Consider the following 14,324-nt stretch of genomic DNA (forward strand, 5'->3'; position numbering starts at 1 on the left):
GAGGGACGGGGAACGCCGGTGAAGTCGCAGGTGCGGCCTGGCGCTCATGAAGGTCGACGGTCCCCTTGCCTCATCGTTGGACGGTAGCCATGAACATCGACTCGGACGTAATCCAGGCAGACGTACTGGTGATCGGTTTCGGAAAGGGGGGGAAGGCGGTGGCCGCGCAGATGGGCGCCCTCGGCAGGACCGTCGTTCTGGTCGAGCGTTCGCAGCACATGTACGGCGGCACCTGCCCCAATGTCGGCTGCGTGCCCACCAAGGCGCTGGTCCATCACGCCAACAAGCGGCGGCCGGAGGATTCGCTGCAGGACTGGTACGAGCGCTCCGTCGGAGAGGTGCAGGCACTGACCTCCCTGTTCCGCGCCGGCAACTACGACGGCCTCAACGGGATGGACACCGTACGCGTCGTCACCGGACAGGCCCGGTTCGAGGACCCGCACACCGTGTCCGTTCAAGGGCAGGACGGCCCCCTGACCATCAGGGGCGAGACCATCCTGATCAACACCGGCTCGGAACCGATCGTCCCCGATGTCCCCGGCCTGCAGAACAGCTCGCGCGTGGTGACCAGCACCCAGCTGATCGAGACCAGCACCCTCCCCCCGAGGCTCGGGATCATCGGCGGCGGCTACCTCGGGCTCGAATTCGCCTCCATCTACCGCCACTTCGGCTCCGAAGTGACCGTCTTCGAGGCCGCCGAGGACATCCTGCGCCGAGAGGACGACGACGTCTCCGCCGCCGTGAAGGCGATCCTCAGCGAGGAGGGCATCAGCCTCGTGACCGGCACGCAGGTGCTCGAGGTCGACGACGGTCCGGCCGCGACGACCATCGTCTACGAGCAGGACGGCACGAAGCACAGCACCGACGTCGACGCCGTCCTCGTGGCCGCTGGACGCCGTCCCGTCGTCGACGACCTGAATCTGGAAGCGGCCGGCGTACGTGTCTCACCCCGAGGCGCGGTCGAGGTCGACGAGCACCTCCGCTCCAGCCGGCCGCACATCTTCGCCCTCGGCGACGTCAACGGCGGCCCGCAGTTCACGTACATCTCCCTCGACGACAGCCGGATCGTGCTCGACCAGCTCATCGGGGACGGCACGCGCACCACACAGGACCGCGTCGCCGTACCGCACACGCTGTTCATCACCCCGCCCCTTGCGACGGTCGGCCTCACCGAGACCGAGGCCCGCGCACAGGGGCACCGCGTCACGGTCGCGAGCCAGCCGGTGGCCGAGATCATCGCGATGCCCCGGGCGTACGTCGTCGAGGAGACGCGCGGGATGATGAAGTTCGTCATCGACGCCGTCACCGACGAGATCCTGGGCGCCGCTCTGCTCAGTACCGACGCCCAGGAGCTCATCAACACGGTGGCCCTTGCCATGCGCCACGGCATCACCGCCACCGAGCTCCGCAACTCGGTCTACACGCACCCCAGTTCGACGGAGGCCTTCAACGACGTCCTCGGCACGGTCATCCGTACGGACCGATGAGACGGCCGTAAAGCGGGCTTCACAATTGCTGTACGTAGTACGGCTCGACGGTCATCCAGCCGTTGCCGCGGGCTCCCTGGCGTGTGCCGTTGTCGCTCTGGGCGAGGGTGTACCACGAGTCGACGTAGTCGGGGTCGTCCGTCCACCAGTCGTCGGGGATGGCGTCCAGGAGCGCGTTGACCAGCGGGATGTACGTCCCCTGATCGGTGATGGTGAGCAGCGCGGTGGCGATGGCCTTGGCGAGGTCGCGGTAGTTGGTGCTGCCGTCCTCCTCCATCATCACCGCGTCGGCCAAGTCGTATTTGTAGAAGGACCAGTTGACCAGGATCTGGTTGGGCCGGTAGACGGTTCCGTCGTTGTCGAGGTAGGGCATGTCGACGGGGTCGACCCGCACCTTGCCGTCCTGCCCGAAGCCGGTGACGAGCGTGTAGATCTCGGCGTCGCCCTTGACCCAGGGCTCCTCGTCGTCGGAGAGCTCCACCGCGGAGATGCGGGTGGTCCAGAAGCCTCCGGTCGCCGACTCCGTCCGCGCGCCGGTGGCCGACTGCATGGACGGTGCGGCCGGCTTCATGGACGGTGCGGCCGAAGCCAGGCCGTAGCGCTGGAGTTGGCCGTTGAGTACGTCGAGTCCGGCTGCCAGCGCCTTCGAGGTGTCGATGTCGATGACGTACACCGGGCGTGCGGGCGCGTGGCGGGCGTCGATGGTGTGCGCCCTGCCCCGGCTGTCGTAGGCGACGGCCGTGGTGGCGTCGTCGGCGACGGTCGCCGGCGCCACCCAGGGTGCGGTCCCGGCGCTCAGCGCGCCGCGCATCGACGGGTCCCCGAGCCGTAGCCGCAGCAACGATCCGGCTCCGGCGGCGTCGAGGCCCTTGGCGGCGGCGATCCGACGGTCGGCCGCGCTCAGCGTGTCCGAGAGACGGGACGGGCCGTCGTGCCGCGCCAGCGCGGTTACGGCCACGTCCCGCGAGGTCAGGGCGGAGTGCTGGAGACGGGCGCTCCAGGTGCCGTCGGCGAGCGAGCGGGCGACCGCCTGTGCGGCCTGGTCCTGTGCGGTGGTGACGGCCGAGGCGGTGGCGGGGGCTGGTGCGGTGGTGACGGCCGAGGCGGTGGCGGGGGCTGGTGCGGAAGGGGCAGGAGCAGCCGGTGGGGCGGCGGACGCCTGGCCGGCGGAGAGGGCGAGCAGGGATGCCGCGGCGGCGCCGACGGCGCCGCGTCTGCAGAGCTGAGCAGGTCTCACTTGATCCTCCTGGGAGCGGTGTGGGTGTGCGCGCTGTCAGGTGGAGCGGTTGATCCTGGTGGGATCTATGCGAGTAGATACTCAACGCCCAATCATGAAGGGTGCATGACATCCAAGCAAGGAGCCACGCACCCAGAAGCTCGGTTAGAGCACCGTGACCTTCGGGCACCCGTGACGCGCGGCGCGGCAGGCGTCGTAGCAGCCTCAGGAGGCCGGCATGCATGCTTCGGTCGACCGGATCGGGCAGCCGTGGGGCGGCCGTACGCCCTACGACCGCCATGAGCCGTGGCCCGTCCGCGTGGACTCCTTCCTCGCGGAGGGTGTCGATCCGCGGACGGTGCAGCGTTGGGTGCAGGCCACGTCCCTGCTGCACTCCGACGGCGACGCCATGGACATCGCGGTGGTGGACGGGCGCATGGTGGGCGTACGGGGACGAGCGCAGGAGCGGGTCAACCATGGCCGCCTCGGTCCGAAGGACCTCTACGGCTGGCAGGCCAACGCCTCCCCGGACCGACTGACGAGCCCCTTGGTCCGCCGCAACGGGCGCCTGGTGGAGTGCGACTGGGCCACCGCGATGGAACGGATCGTCAGCCGGTCCCGGGGACTGCTGGAAGAGCGGGGCCCGGGATCGATCGGCTTCTACACCACGGGACAGCTGTTCCTGGAGGAGTACTACACGCTCGCGGTGCTGGCCCGGGCCGGCATCGGCACCAACCACCTGGACGGCAACACGCGCCTGTGCACCTCCACGGCCGCCGAGGCGCTGAAGGAGTCCTTCGGCTGCGACGGACAACCGGGCAGCTACGACGACATCGACCATGCCGACGTGATCGCGCTGTTCGGGCACAACATCGCCGAGACCCAGCCGGTCCAGTGGATGCGCGTGCTGGACCGCCTCGACGGCGGCGATCCGCCCCGGCTCGTGTGCGTCGACCCGCGCCTCACCCAGGTCGCCCGCAGGTCCGCCGTGCACCTGGCACCGCGCGGCGGCACCAACGTCGCCCTGCTCAACGCCCTCCTGCACGAGATCATCCGCACCGAACGCGTCGACCACGACTACATCGCGGCCCACACCGTCGGCTTCGAGGAACTCGCCTCCCATGTCCGGCACTGCACGCCCAGGTGGGCGGCCGACATCTGTGACGTGCCGGCGGCCCGGATCGGCGAGGCCGCCGAACTCCTCGGCACCGCCGACCGGTTGCTGTCCACGGTGCTGCAAGGCGTCTACCAGTCCCACCAGGCCACGGCGGCCGCCGTACAGATCAACAACCTGCACCTGATCCGCGGGATGCTCGGACGCCCGGGCGCGGGCGTGCTCCAGATGAACGGCCAGCCGACCGCCCAGAACACCCGTGAATGCGGGGCCAACGGCGACCTGCCGGGCTTCCGCAACTGGCAGAACGACAGCCACGTAGCCGATCTGGCGAGGGTGTGGAACGTCGAGCCGAAGACGATCCCGCACTACGCACCGCCCACGCACGCGATGCAGATGTTCCGCTACGCCGAGCAGGGCTCGATCCGCATGCTCTGGATCAGCGGCACCAATCCGGCCGTCTCCTTGCCGGAGTTGTCCCGGATCCGCTCCGTCCTGTCCCAGGAGCGCCTCTTCGTCGTCGTACAGGATCTGTTCCTCACCGAGACCGCCCAACTGGCCGACGTGGTGCTGCCCGCCGCGACGTGGGGCGAGAAGACCGGTACCTGCACCAACGCCGACCGCACGGTCCACCTGTGCAACAAGGCCGTCGACCCGCCCGCCGGGGCCAGGCCGGACCTGGACATCTTCCTGGACTACGCGGCCCGCATGGACTTCCGCGACAAGGACGGCGGCCCGCTGATCACCTGGCACGACCCCGAGTCGGCGTTCGAGGCGTGGAAGCGCTGCAGCGCCGGCCGGCCGTGCGACTACACCGGCCTCACCTACGACAAGCTGCGGACGAACGGCGGAATCCAGTGGCCGTGCCACGAACAGGCCCCCGACGGCACGGAACGTCTCTACACCGACGGCATCGCCTGGGCCCACCCGGACGTCTGCGAGAGCTACGGCAAGGATCTGGAGACGGGCGCGTCGAACGACGTCGTCGAATACCGCTCCCTCAACCCCGACGGCAAAGGCGTGATCAAGGCAGCGGCGTACCTGCCACCCCACGAAGCACCCGACGACGACCACCCCTTCCAGCTCACCACGGGCCGCACCCTCTACCACTTCCACACCCGCACGAAGACCGCCCGGGCGCCCCAACTGAACGCCGCCGCCCCCGACGTGTGGGTCGAGGCGTCCGTCTCCGACGCCTCCGCGCTCGGTCTGGAAGAGGGCGACCTGGTGGAGGTGTCCACGCCGCGCGGCGCCGTCCAGGGACGGCTGCGCATCACCGGCATCCGCCCGGGGTTGTTGTTCGTCCCCTTCCACTACGGCTACTGGGACACCAAGTCCGGCCACGCACCGGACGGCGACACGCCCGCCCGCGCCGCCAACGAGACGACCGTCACCGACTGGGATCCCGCCTCCAAACAGCCCCTGTTCAAGACCGCCGCGGCCGCACTGCGGCGCGTGGAACACGCCGACGGCCACACCTCGCCGGCACCGACCACCACCGCGTCCGCCCCCGCGCGAACCGACGCCATACCGGCCACGACCGGTGGCCCGCCGGCCCATGCGTCCGAGCGAGCCGACGCCTCCCGGGACCGCGACGAACAGGACATCGGATGACCGGCATCGACCTCACCCTCCGGGCCCTCCATCACGGCGAGCAGCACCTGGCCGAAGAGCTGACGGCGGTCGCCGAGCGCCACCGCACCGAGCACGAGATCCACCACATCGCGACCGACCTCGCTCGCTGGTCCACCGAACACGCCCAACGCCTCGCCGACACACTGCGCGACCACGACGTCGACGATCCGCCCCAGGATTCCTCCTCGGGTCTGCTCTCCACGCTCAGAGAGAAGGCGGCGGAGGCACTGGGCCGCCGTCCGGAGCCCGGCCTGCTCCTCCTGCGCGACCTGCGGGGTCTCCACCTCGACGCCACGCGGAACTCACTGCACTGGGAAATGCTCGCCCAGGCCGCACAGGCCACCAAGGACGACGAACTCCTCGCCCTCGCCTCCGCGTGCCACCCGCAGACCCTGCGGCAGATGCGCTGGACCAACACCATGATCAAGCAACTCTCGCCGCAGATCCTGTCGAGTCTGTGACCACGTGAGCCGCCGAACCGGCGGTGCCAAGGCCGGGAGAACGAGCAGGGGTTGCCCCCGTCCGGTCACGCGCTGCCCACGCCCCACAACGACCGACAACCGCGAGGACATCGATGGCGACACACACCGAACCGGTCGCTCCGGTCCCGACGGCGGGCCGCCGCAGCAAGGGCCACGTGGTCGTCTCGTGGCTGACCACCACCGACCACAAGAAGATCGGTCATCTTTATCTGATCACCTCGTTCTGCTTCTTCCTGGTCGGCGGGCTGCTGGCCATGGCGATCAGGGCCGAACTGGCCCGGCCGGGGCTGCAGTTCATGTCCACCGAGCAGTACAACCAGGCGTTCACGATGCACGGCACGATCATGCTGCTGCTCTTCGCGACGCCGACGTTCGCCGGTTTCGCCAACGCGGTGATGCCGCTGCAGATCGGCTCCCCGGACGTGGCCTTCCCCCGGCTGAACATGTTCTCGTACTGGCTGTTCCTGTTCGGCGGCCTGATCGTCCTCGGCAGCTTCCTCACCCCGCAGGGCGCCGCCGACTTCGGCTGGACCGCCTACACCCCGCTCAGCGGCCCCATCCGCAGCGGATACGTGGGCGCCGACCTGTGGATCATGGGGCTGGCGCTGGCCGGGTTCGGCACCATCCTCGGCGCGGTCAACTTCATCACCACTATCATCTGCATGCGCGCCCCCGGCATGACCATGTTCCGGATGCCGATCTTCACCTGGAACGTGCTCCTGACCTCCGTGCTCGTCCTGCTGGCCTTCCCGGTCCTGGCGGCCGCCCTGCTCGTCCTGGAGTCGGACCGGCGCTTCGGCTCGCACGTCTTCGACGCCCAGAACGGCGGACCGCTGCTGTGGCAGCACCTGTTCTGGTTCTTCGGACATCCCGAGGTGTACATCCTCGCCCTGCCCTTCTTCGGCGTGATCAGCGAGATCATCCCGGTCTTCGCCCGCAAACCGATCTTCGGTTACGTCGGGCTGATCGGCGCCACCATCGCCATCACCGGTCTCTCCGTGACCGTGTGGGCCCACCACATGTTCGCCACCGGGGCCGTGCTGCTGCCGTTCTTCTCCTTCATGAGCTTTCTGATCGCCGTGCCCACCGGCGTGAAGTTCTTCAACTGGATCGGCACGATGTGGAAGGGCTCGCTCTCCTTCGAACCACCCATGCTGTGGGCGGCCGGCTTCCTCGTCACGTTCCTCTTCGGCGGGCTCACCGGCGTCCTGCTCGCCTCCCCGCCCCTGGACCTCCACGTCACGGACAGCTACTTCGTCGTGGCGCACTTCCACTACGTCCTGTTCGGCACCATCGTCTTCGCGATGTTCGGCGGGTTCAGCTTCTGGTGGCCGAAGATGACCGGCACGATGCTCGACCACCGGCTGGAGAGGATCCACTTCTGGACGCTGTTCGTCGGCTTTCACACCACGTTCCTCGTCCAGCACTGGCTCGGCGCCGCAGGCATGCCCCGCCGCTATGCCGACTACCTGGCCGCCGACGGTTTCACCGCTCTCAACACCATCTCCTCCATCGGCGCGTTCCTGCTGGGTCTATCCACTCTGCCGTTCCTCTACAACGTATGGATGACCGCGAAGAAGGGCGAGCGGGTGGAGGTCGACGACCCCTGGGGATTCGGCCGTTCCCTGGAGTGGGCCACCTCCTGCCCGCCCCCGCGCCACAACTTCAACACCCTGCCGCGCATCCGCTCCGAGTCCCCCGCCTTCGACCTGCACCATCCACAGGTGACCCGACTGGACCAGAAACAGCACTCCGGCAGGCGCGACGCGATCGACGCGGAAGGACATACGGGCGAACGGTCATGAGGAGAGCGGGCCCATGAGCACGTCGACACCGCCGGACACCGCTTCCGGATCACGCCGACGACCCGGCAGGTCGATGGCCGTGTGCGCGCTGGTCGGGGCGGCCGTCATGGCCGCGGTCGATGAGATCGTCTTCCACCAGATCCTGGGCTGGCACCACTTCTACGACCGCGCCACCACCAGCGTGGGCCTGCTCTCCGACGGCCTGCTGCACACCGCCGAGCTGCTCGCCCTGTGCGCAGGGTTCTTCCTCTACGCCGACCTGCGCCGCAGCGGATCCCTGGCGGCGCATCACGCCTGGGCGGGCCTGCTGGTCGGCATGGGCGCCTTCCAGCTGTTCGACGGCCTCGTGGACCACAAGCTGCTGCGCGTGCACCAGATCCGCTACGGCGTGGACGTCACCCCCTACGACTGGGCCTGGAACCTCGCCGGGCTGCTCCTGCTGCTCACCGGCGTGGCACTCGCCGTGCGCGCGCAGCGGCGGCGTACGGACGGCGAGCCGCCGGGATGACACCCGCGCACGTCCACCCGGGTCCGGGACCGGGAGAGCTGCTGATCGCCGGTACGGCACTCTCGCTGACCGTCGCCTACCTGGCGGCCGCGGAGCGGCTGCGCCGGCGCGGGGACGTCTGGCCCGGAGGACGGGATGCCGCGTTCGCCCTCGGTGGCCTGGGTACGGTCTGGGCGGCGCTGGGCGAGGCCTGGGGCGGGCCGTTCACCCAGCACGTGGTACGGCACCTGGTCCTCGGCATGGGCGCCCCGCTGCTGTTCGTCACGGCACGCCCTCTCACCCTCGCCCTGCGCGCGCTTGCGCCCGGCCCGGTACGGCGGCGCCTGCCGGCCCTGGCGCACTCCGGCGTCGTCGCTCTGCTGCTCTTCCCGCCCCTGGCGGCCGTACTGGACATCGGCGGCCTGTGGCTCCTGTATCGCACGGAGCTGTTCGCGGCGACAGGGCACCGGCCGCTGCTGCACGGCGTCGTGATGGTGCACATGGCAGCGGCGGGACTGCTGTTCTCCCTGGCCGTGGGCCAGCTCGATCCCGTACGCCGCCGCCGGGGTCTCGCCGTGCGCGGCACGACCCTGCTGGTCGCGGGCGTCGCGCACGGCGTGCTGGCTCGCACCCTGTACGCACAGCCGCCGCCCGGCACTGGCTTCACACCCGTCGACCTGCAGCAGGGGGCCCAGTGGATGTACTACGGCGGCGACCTCGTGGAAGCGGGCCTCGCTGTACTGCTGGGGGTGGGCTGGTACACCGCCACGGGACGGGCCCGAGCCCGCCGTCGCCGCCGAGGTCCGGCACCGGCTCACGCCCTGCCCCTGCCGCCCGCTCCGGTTTCTCCCTCGCCGAGCCCGGGCACCCGGCGCGGATCGTGGTCGTATCTCGAATTTCCCCGCAAGGAGGCATGATGCAGGACCAGGGACAGGACCAGTTCGGCGCCCCGCCGGTGATCTCCTCGGAACCCGCCCCACCACTCTCGCAGCAGAAGCAGAACCCACCGGGGCTCGAGTCCGACATGGATCCCAGGCCTCGCTACCGGGCGGAGCGCTACCGGGCGGCGGGCAAGCTCACCGGCAAGGTGGCACTCATCACCGGAGGGGACTCGGGTATCGGCCGGGCCGTGGCCCTCCTCTACGCGCGGGAAGGTGCCGACGTCGCCGTGGTCTATCTGCCCGGTGAGCAGTCCGACGCCGAGGAGACCCGTCAGGCCGTCGAGGAACAGGGCCGCAGGTGCCTCCTGCTGCCCGGCGATCTGTGCGAGGCCGCATTCTGCCGGGAGGTCGTCGAGCGCACCGTCGAGCAGCTCGGTGCGTTGAACATCCTGGTCAGCAACGCCGCCTACCTCAACAGCAAGCTACGGCTGGAGCAGTTGACGGCCGAGGACTGGGACCTGACGTTCAAGACGAACGCCTATGCCTACTTCCATCTGGTCATGGCCGCCCTCCCCCACCTGGACGAGGGCGACGCGATCATCGCCACAGCCACGGAGGAAGCCCTCAAGGGCAGCACCACCATGATCGATTACGCGGCCTCCAAGGCCGCCCTGGTCGCTTTCACCAAGTCCATCGCCCCGCACCTCGCGGAGCGGGGAGTGCGGGCCAACGTCGTGGCTCCCGGCCCGACGTGGACCGTCCTGAACGCCGCCGACCAGCACATGCCGCCCGAGGACCTGGCCCAGGTCGGCAGCGAGACCCCGATCGGGCGACCGGCGCAGCCGGAGGAGATCGCCCCTGCCTACGTGTTCCTGGCGTCGGACGCGGACTCCAGCTTCATCACGGGAGAGGTCCTCGCGGTCACCGGTGGCGAGACGGACACCCGGTGAGGCGTCACCCGCAGCACGACATGCACATTACGGACAGTGAGTGAGGCCGACATGAGCGAACAGACCCCTTCCCAGGCGGAGGGTGAGCAGCCGGAGAACGCGTCGGACAACGGGCCTGGTTGGCCCGAGCAGCGGGACGTACCCCGTACGACCCCCTCGCAGGCGGAGGGTGACGACGCGGAGGAGGACGAGGACCCGGGCGAGGAGGCGTAACCGGGTCTTCCGGAGGCGGGTGAGCCGGCCTCACAACCGCGACGCGTCGTCACGCGACATTCGGACATTTCATACGCTGCGCCGACTGTCCTGTCGGGTGGGCCAAGCAGGGAGATCCGTGCGGCGACGGGCGTGAGCGGTGGCCGGATCCTGTCCGTCGTGCACAGACTGCAGGGAAGACCCGTGCTCGCTTTCCATGGCGGGGTACTCCGCCTACCCGCGAGTTCCTCTCGCCATCAGGAGGCACCCCCATGACCTTCAACCCACTCGAACAACGGGGCATCCCGCTGGACCGTCAGCTGCGCAACTGGCGTGAGCTGAATGTGCAGCCCATCGACCCCGACCACTGTGACCCCTACACCCGGTGCCGGATCATCACGATGAACGGCATCGAGGTGGAGGCGATCCTGTTCAGCCACCATCTAGCCCGCAACACGGTCGACCCGGAGGTCAAGCGGCAGCTCGCACGCACCCGCTACATCGAGGCCCAGCAGCAGAAGGTCGTGAACTGGCTGCTGCCGGGCGTCTCCTCGGTCCTGGAGACGACCATCGCCTACGAGCAGGTCGCCGTGGACCTGACGGCGTGGGTGGCGCGGATGGAGCCCGACCCGTACCTCAAGCAGGCGTACCAGTTCGGTGTGCTGGAGGACTTCGACCACCTCTACCGGTACGCCAACCTCTACGAGTTGATCGAGCACCGCAAGGCGGAGTCGATCGTCGAGGGCCTGACCGAGGTCATGCCGGGCCGGCCCACGAGGCTGCACCACCGCGACGCGTACGACAACGTCCGCGATCCGTACGACAAGGACGCCACGAACCCGCTGTCGAAACTGCACGCGCTGACGATCATGTCGGCGGAACAGCAGACGATGAACTTCTACATGAACACCGGCCCCACCTACATGGAGCCGATCGCCCGACAGCTCTACCAGGAGATCGGGCTGATCGAGGAGGAGCACGTCACCCACTACGAATCCCTGGTCGACCCGGGCGAGACCTGGTGGGAGCAGCTGGTCAACCACGAGTACAACGAGTGCTACCTCTACTACTCCTTCATGGAGCAGGAGAGCGATCCCAGGGTCAAGGCGATCTGGGAGCTGCACCTGAACATGGAGCTGGAACATCTCCACGTCGCCTGCGATCTGATGCGCCGTCACGACGGCCGGGAGCCGCAGGAGGTCCTGGCGCCGGAGCTGCCCAACGTGCTCACTTTCGAGCCGAACAAGGCCTACCTGCGCGAACTGCTGGACACCCAGATGGATCTGACGACCCTCGGTGCCGGTTATGTGCGCGAGGCGCACGAGCGGTTCGAGCAGATGCAGGAGCAGATCCACGGCGGCGAGGCACCGCCGAGCGACCGTGTGATGGCCGAGCACGACGCGACGTTCGGCCGTGAATACCGCGTCCAGACCGAGGGCGAGCACCCCGACCCCACCCAGCGCGAGAAGTAGGGAGGCCACGATGTCCGAGCTGAAGACCCCGCACGCCGGGGACGACAAGTCCAGGGACGACGACGTCGTCTCCCTGCTGATGCGCCAGCACGGCGACATCCGCAATCTCTTCGACGAGGTCGAGCGGAGCAAGGGCGAGGAACGCCGGGACGCGTTCCGCCGTCTCGTACGGTTGCTGGCCGTGCACGAGACCGCCGAGGAGGAGGTCGTGCACCCCTTCGTCCGCAGGTCGATCGAGGGGGGCGAGCAGGTCGTCAAGGACCGCCTGGCGGAGGAGAAGTCGGCCAAGGAGACCCTCTCCACGCTGGACGACACGGACACCGACGACCCGAAGTTCATGCCCCAGCTGATGATGCTGCGCAGGGACGTGCAGGAGCACGCCCGGGCCGAGGAGCGCTACGAGTTCACGCACATCCGCCGCAGCACCGACGCCACGAACCTCGCCGCGATGGCCAAAGCCGTCAAGGCGGCCGAGGCCATGGCGCCCACCCGGCCCCATCCGGGCGTCGAGTCCGGCGCGAAGAACGTGGCCCTCGGACCGGTCGCCGCCCTCATGGACCGCACCAAGGACGCCGTCCGCAAGGCCATGGGAAACGGCTGATCCCGCCTTGGGGGGCCACATGGCATCCCCCGGGCGGCGTCTACCGAGGGCGTGGGCGCAGTGCAGCTGCCGACTGCCGCCTGCCGCCTCCCGGTCATCGCGCGGGGTGTACGAGGCCGGACTGATAGGCGAAGGCGACGAGTTGAGCGCGGTCGCGGGCAGCCGTCTTGGTCTTGGCCCGCTGGACGTGGGTGCGCACGGTCAGGGGGCTGAGGAACAGTGCGTCGGCGATCTCGTCGTTGGATCTGCCCTCCGCGACCAGGGCCAGCACCTCGCGCTCGCGTGGAGTGAGGCTGTCGAACTGGCCGGGGTCGAAGGCGCCGGAGCTGGGGGCCGCGGTGGAGAGGAAGCGAGTGATCAGCGAGCGGGTGGCCGCAGGTGACAGCAGGGCGTCGCCGGAGGCCACCGTGCGGATGCCGTCGAGGAAGGCGTCGGCGGTGGTGCTCTTGCCGAGGAAGCCGCTCGCCCCCAGCCGCAGGGCCTGGGCGACGTGCTCGTCGGTCTGGAACGTGGTGAGGATGAGGACGCGGGTGGCCTGCAGTTCGGGCCGGGCGCAGATGGCAGCGGTCGCGGCCAGTCCGTCGGTGCCGGGCATGCGGATGTCCATGAGCAGGACATCGGGGCGGTGGAGGCAGGCGAGCGTGATGGCCTGCTGCCCGTCTGTTGCCTCGCCCACGACCTCCAGGTCGTCGCAGGAGTCGATCAGCACCCGGAAGGTCGCTCGCAGTAGGGCCTGATCGTCGGCGATCAGTACTCGGATCGTCATGGAACGTACTCTCTGGTCAGGTGGAACGTACTCTCTGGTCAGGCGCTGATGGGGAGTTCGGCCGTGACGGCGAAGCCGCCTTCCGGCCGGTGTCCCGCACGAAGGCGGCCTCCGGCGGACTGGGCCCGTTCTCGCATGCCGATGAGCCCGAAGCCGCCGCCGGGTGCGCGCGGGGGTGTGACCGGGCCGCCGTCGTCGCTCACGGTGATCGTCAACTGCTCGTCGGAGTAGGCGAGGTTGACATGCGCCGTGTTCACCGCGGCATGCTTCGCGACGTTGGTCAGCGCTTCCTGCACGATGCGGAAGGCGGTCAGGTCCGCCCCGGCCGACAGGGGCTGCACGGGTCCGTCGACCGTGATGGTGATGTGCAGAGCGGCAGCGGCGAAGGCCGCTACGAGGTCCGGCAGTCGATCGAGTCCCGGTGCGGGGTTCAGTGACTCCTCGGCAGGCTCCGGCTGACGCAACAGGCCTACGGTCGCCTCGAGTTCGCGCAGTGCAGCCGTGGTCGTGCCGGTGAGTTCGGTGAGGATCCGGCCGGCCTGTGCGGGGTGCGTGGCGAACAGGTGGGCGGCTGTGCCGGCTTGGGCGTTGGCGAGTGCCATGTGGTGAGCGACCACGTCGTGCAGTTCCCGGGCGATGCGGACACGTTCCTCGGTGACCCGGTGCTGTGCCTCCTCGTAACGGGTGCGTTCGGCGTCCTCTGCGCGGGTGCGGACGGAGTCCAGATAGGCGCGGCGCGCGCGAACTGCCGATCCGTACAGGACCGGCAGCAGGACCCAGAAGGCCAGACTCACCGCTCTGCTCGCCCAGGGGTCACCCCCCGGATCCGGGTGCAGGGCAGTGGGCAGGAGGATGACTACCGCCAGGACGCTGTGGATACGGACGGCCCGCTGAGAGGCCCGCAGAGTCAGTTCGTACAGCGCGACGACGACCGGGAGCAGCAGGAGGGGGCCGAACATGCTGCCCTGGATTCCTGCGACAGCGGTGACGAGCGCGGTGAGGACGACGACGGTGCCGGGGCGACGACGCCGTACCAGCAGGCTCGTACAGGCAATTGCCGCCAGGACGAAGCCCGGCCACCAGATCGTGTCGGTGTCGGTCCGGCGGTACTGGTTGCTGGTGGCCGCATAGATCAACAGGAGGAAGGCCGCCTCGACCGGGCGGGGGTGCCGGTCGGTGAGCTGTCGCAGGCGGGTGACCATGGTTTCTCCGAGCGGTACGTGACGGCCGTGACGG

Annotated in this window: 13 protein-coding genes; 10 read left to right on the top strand and 3 right to left on the bottom strand. The window is 69.1% G+C overall.

Annotation, left to right across the window (positions count from 1 at the left end; genetic code table 11):
* Positions 1–89: 89 nt before the first annotated feature.
* Positions 90–1,487, top strand: coding sequence for an FAD-dependent oxidoreductase (locus tag MQN93_RS31150; protein ID WP_016432766.1), 1,398 nt, complete (start codon positions 90–92; stop codon positions 1,485–1,487).
* 19 nt (positions 1,488–1,506) lie between these two features.
* Here MQN93_RS31150 and MQN93_RS31155 read toward each other — a convergent pair whose 3' ends face one another.
* On the bottom strand, positions 1,507–2,724 hold the full coding sequence (locus tag MQN93_RS31155) for a DUF3103 family protein (protein WP_242712187.1): 1,218 nt from the start codon (positions 2,722–2,724) through the stop codon (positions 1,507–1,509).
* 217 nt (positions 2,725–2,941) lie between these two features.
* Between MQN93_RS31155 and MQN93_RS31160 the strand changes: the two genes are divergently transcribed.
* The 9 genes from MQN93_RS31160 to MQN93_RS31200 all read left to right on the top strand — a co-directional run bounded on the left by MQN93_RS31160 (position 2,942) and on the right by MQN93_RS31200 (position 12,322).
* Positions 2,942–5,431 (top strand): molybdopterin oxidoreductase family protein, encoded by a 2,490-nt coding sequence (locus tag MQN93_RS31160; protein WP_242712188.1) that lies wholly within the window; start codon positions 2,942–2,944, stop codon positions 5,429–5,431.
* Positions 5,428–5,913: a hypothetical protein gene (locus MQN93_RS31165; RefSeq protein WP_242712189.1), complete on the top strand. Its 486-nt coding sequence runs from the start codon at positions 5,428–5,430 to the stop codon at positions 5,911–5,913. Before MQN93_RS31160 ends, MQN93_RS31165 begins: the two co-directional genes overlap by 4 nt.
* 113 nt (positions 5,914–6,026) lie before the next feature.
* Entirely contained in the window at positions 6,027–7,739 is a 1,713-nt protein-coding gene (gene ctaD / locus MQN93_RS31170) for an aa3-type cytochrome oxidase subunit I (RefSeq protein ID WP_242712190.1), read from the top strand.
* Between the two features lie 13 nt (positions 7,740–7,752).
* Positions 7,753–8,247 (top strand): DUF2243 domain-containing protein, encoded by a 495-nt coding sequence (locus tag MQN93_RS31175; protein ID WP_242712191.1) that lies wholly within the window; start codon positions 7,753–7,755, stop codon positions 8,245–8,247.
* Complete coding sequence (locus MQN93_RS31180) at positions 8,244–9,143, top strand: cytochrome c oxidase assembly protein (RefSeq protein WP_242712192.1); 900 nt, start codon at positions 8,244–8,246, stop codon at positions 9,141–9,143. Before MQN93_RS31175 ends, MQN93_RS31180 begins: the two co-directional genes overlap by 4 nt.
* Positions 9,143–10,057 carry an SDR family oxidoreductase gene (locus tag MQN93_RS31185; RefSeq protein WP_242712271.1) on the top strand — a complete coding sequence of 305 codons (915 nt, stop codon included), beginning with the start codon at positions 9,143–9,145 and terminating at the stop codon, positions 10,055–10,057. Before MQN93_RS31180 ends, MQN93_RS31185 begins: the two co-directional genes overlap by 1 nt.
* 51 nt (positions 10,058–10,108) lie before the next feature.
* Positions 10,109–10,270, top strand: a complete 162-nt coding sequence (locus MQN93_RS31190; protein WP_242712193.1) for a hypothetical protein — start codon at positions 10,109–10,111, stop codon at positions 10,268–10,270.
* A gap of 251 nt (positions 10,271–10,521) precedes the next feature.
* Positions 10,522–11,721, top strand: coding sequence for a hypothetical protein (locus MQN93_RS31195; RefSeq protein WP_242712194.1), 1,200 nt, complete (start codon positions 10,522–10,524; stop codon positions 11,719–11,721).
* Between the two features lie 10 nt (positions 11,722–11,731).
* Entirely contained in the window at positions 11,732–12,322 is a 591-nt protein-coding gene (locus MQN93_RS31200) for a hemerythrin domain-containing protein (protein WP_242712195.1), read from the top strand.
* 94 nt (positions 12,323–12,416) lie between these two features.
* Here MQN93_RS31200 and MQN93_RS31205 read toward each other — a convergent pair whose 3' ends face one another.
* Together MQN93_RS31205 and MQN93_RS31210 are read right to left on the bottom strand one after the other, a co-directional pair.
* On the bottom strand, positions 12,417–13,088 hold the full coding sequence (locus MQN93_RS31205) for a response regulator transcription factor (RefSeq protein WP_242712196.1): 672 nt from the start codon (positions 13,086–13,088) through the stop codon (positions 12,417–12,419).
* 38 nt (positions 13,089–13,126) lie between these two features.
* Positions 13,127–14,290 carry a sensor histidine kinase gene (locus MQN93_RS31210; protein WP_242712197.1) on the bottom strand — a complete coding sequence of 388 codons (1,164 nt, stop codon included), beginning with the start codon at positions 14,288–14,290 and terminating at the stop codon, positions 13,127–13,129.
* Positions 14,291–14,324 lie beyond the last annotated feature (34 nt).

It is taken from the genome of Streptomyces spinosisporus (assembly GCF_022698145.1).
Lineage (GTDB): Bacteria > Actinomycetota > Actinomycetes > Streptomycetales > Streptomycetaceae > Streptomyces > Streptomyces spinosisporus.

Excerpts from the sequence above, each read along its gene's own strand:
- ctaD (WP_242712190.1), top strand. The coding sequence starts at position 6,027 with ATGGCGACACACACCGAACCGGTCGCTCCGGTCCCGACGGCGGGCCGC.
- MQN93_RS31200 (WP_242712195.1), top strand. The coding sequence starts at position 11,732 with ATGTCCGAGCTGAAGACCCCGCACGCCGGGGACGACAAGTCCAGGGAC.
- MQN93_RS31195 (WP_242712194.1), top strand. The coding sequence starts at position 10,522 with ATGACCTTCAACCCACTCGAACAACGGGGCATCCCGCTGGACCGTCAG.
- MQN93_RS31175 (WP_242712191.1), top strand. The coding sequence starts at position 7,753 with ATGAGCACGTCGACACCGCCGGACACCGCTTCCGGATCACGCCGACGA.
- MQN93_RS31210 (WP_242712197.1), bottom strand. The coding sequence starts at position 14,290 with ATGGTCACCCGCCTGCGACAGCTCACCGACCGGCACCCCCGCCCGGTC.
- MQN93_RS31205 (WP_242712196.1), bottom strand. The coding sequence starts at position 13,088 with ATGACGATCCGAGTACTGATCGCCGACGATCAGGCCCTACTGCGAGCG.
- MQN93_RS31180 (WP_242712192.1), top strand. The coding sequence starts at position 8,244 with ATGACACCCGCGCACGTCCACCCGGGTCCGGGACCGGGAGAGCTGCTG.
- MQN93_RS31190 (WP_242712193.1), top strand. The coding sequence starts at position 10,109 with ATGAGCGAACAGACCCCTTCCCAGGCGGAGGGTGAGCAGCCGGAGAAC.
- MQN93_RS31185 (WP_242712271.1), top strand. The coding sequence starts at position 9,143 with ATGCAGGACCAGGGACAGGACCAGTTCGGCGCCCCGCCGGTGATCTCC.
- MQN93_RS31150 (WP_016432766.1), top strand. The coding sequence starts at position 90 with ATGAACATCGACTCGGACGTAATCCAGGCAGACGTACTGGTGATCGGT.
- MQN93_RS31160 (WP_242712188.1), top strand. The coding sequence starts at position 2,942 with ATGCATGCTTCGGTCGACCGGATCGGGCAGCCGTGGGGCGGCCGTACG.
- MQN93_RS31165 (WP_242712189.1), top strand. The coding sequence starts at position 5,428 with ATGACCGGCATCGACCTCACCCTCCGGGCCCTCCATCACGGCGAGCAG.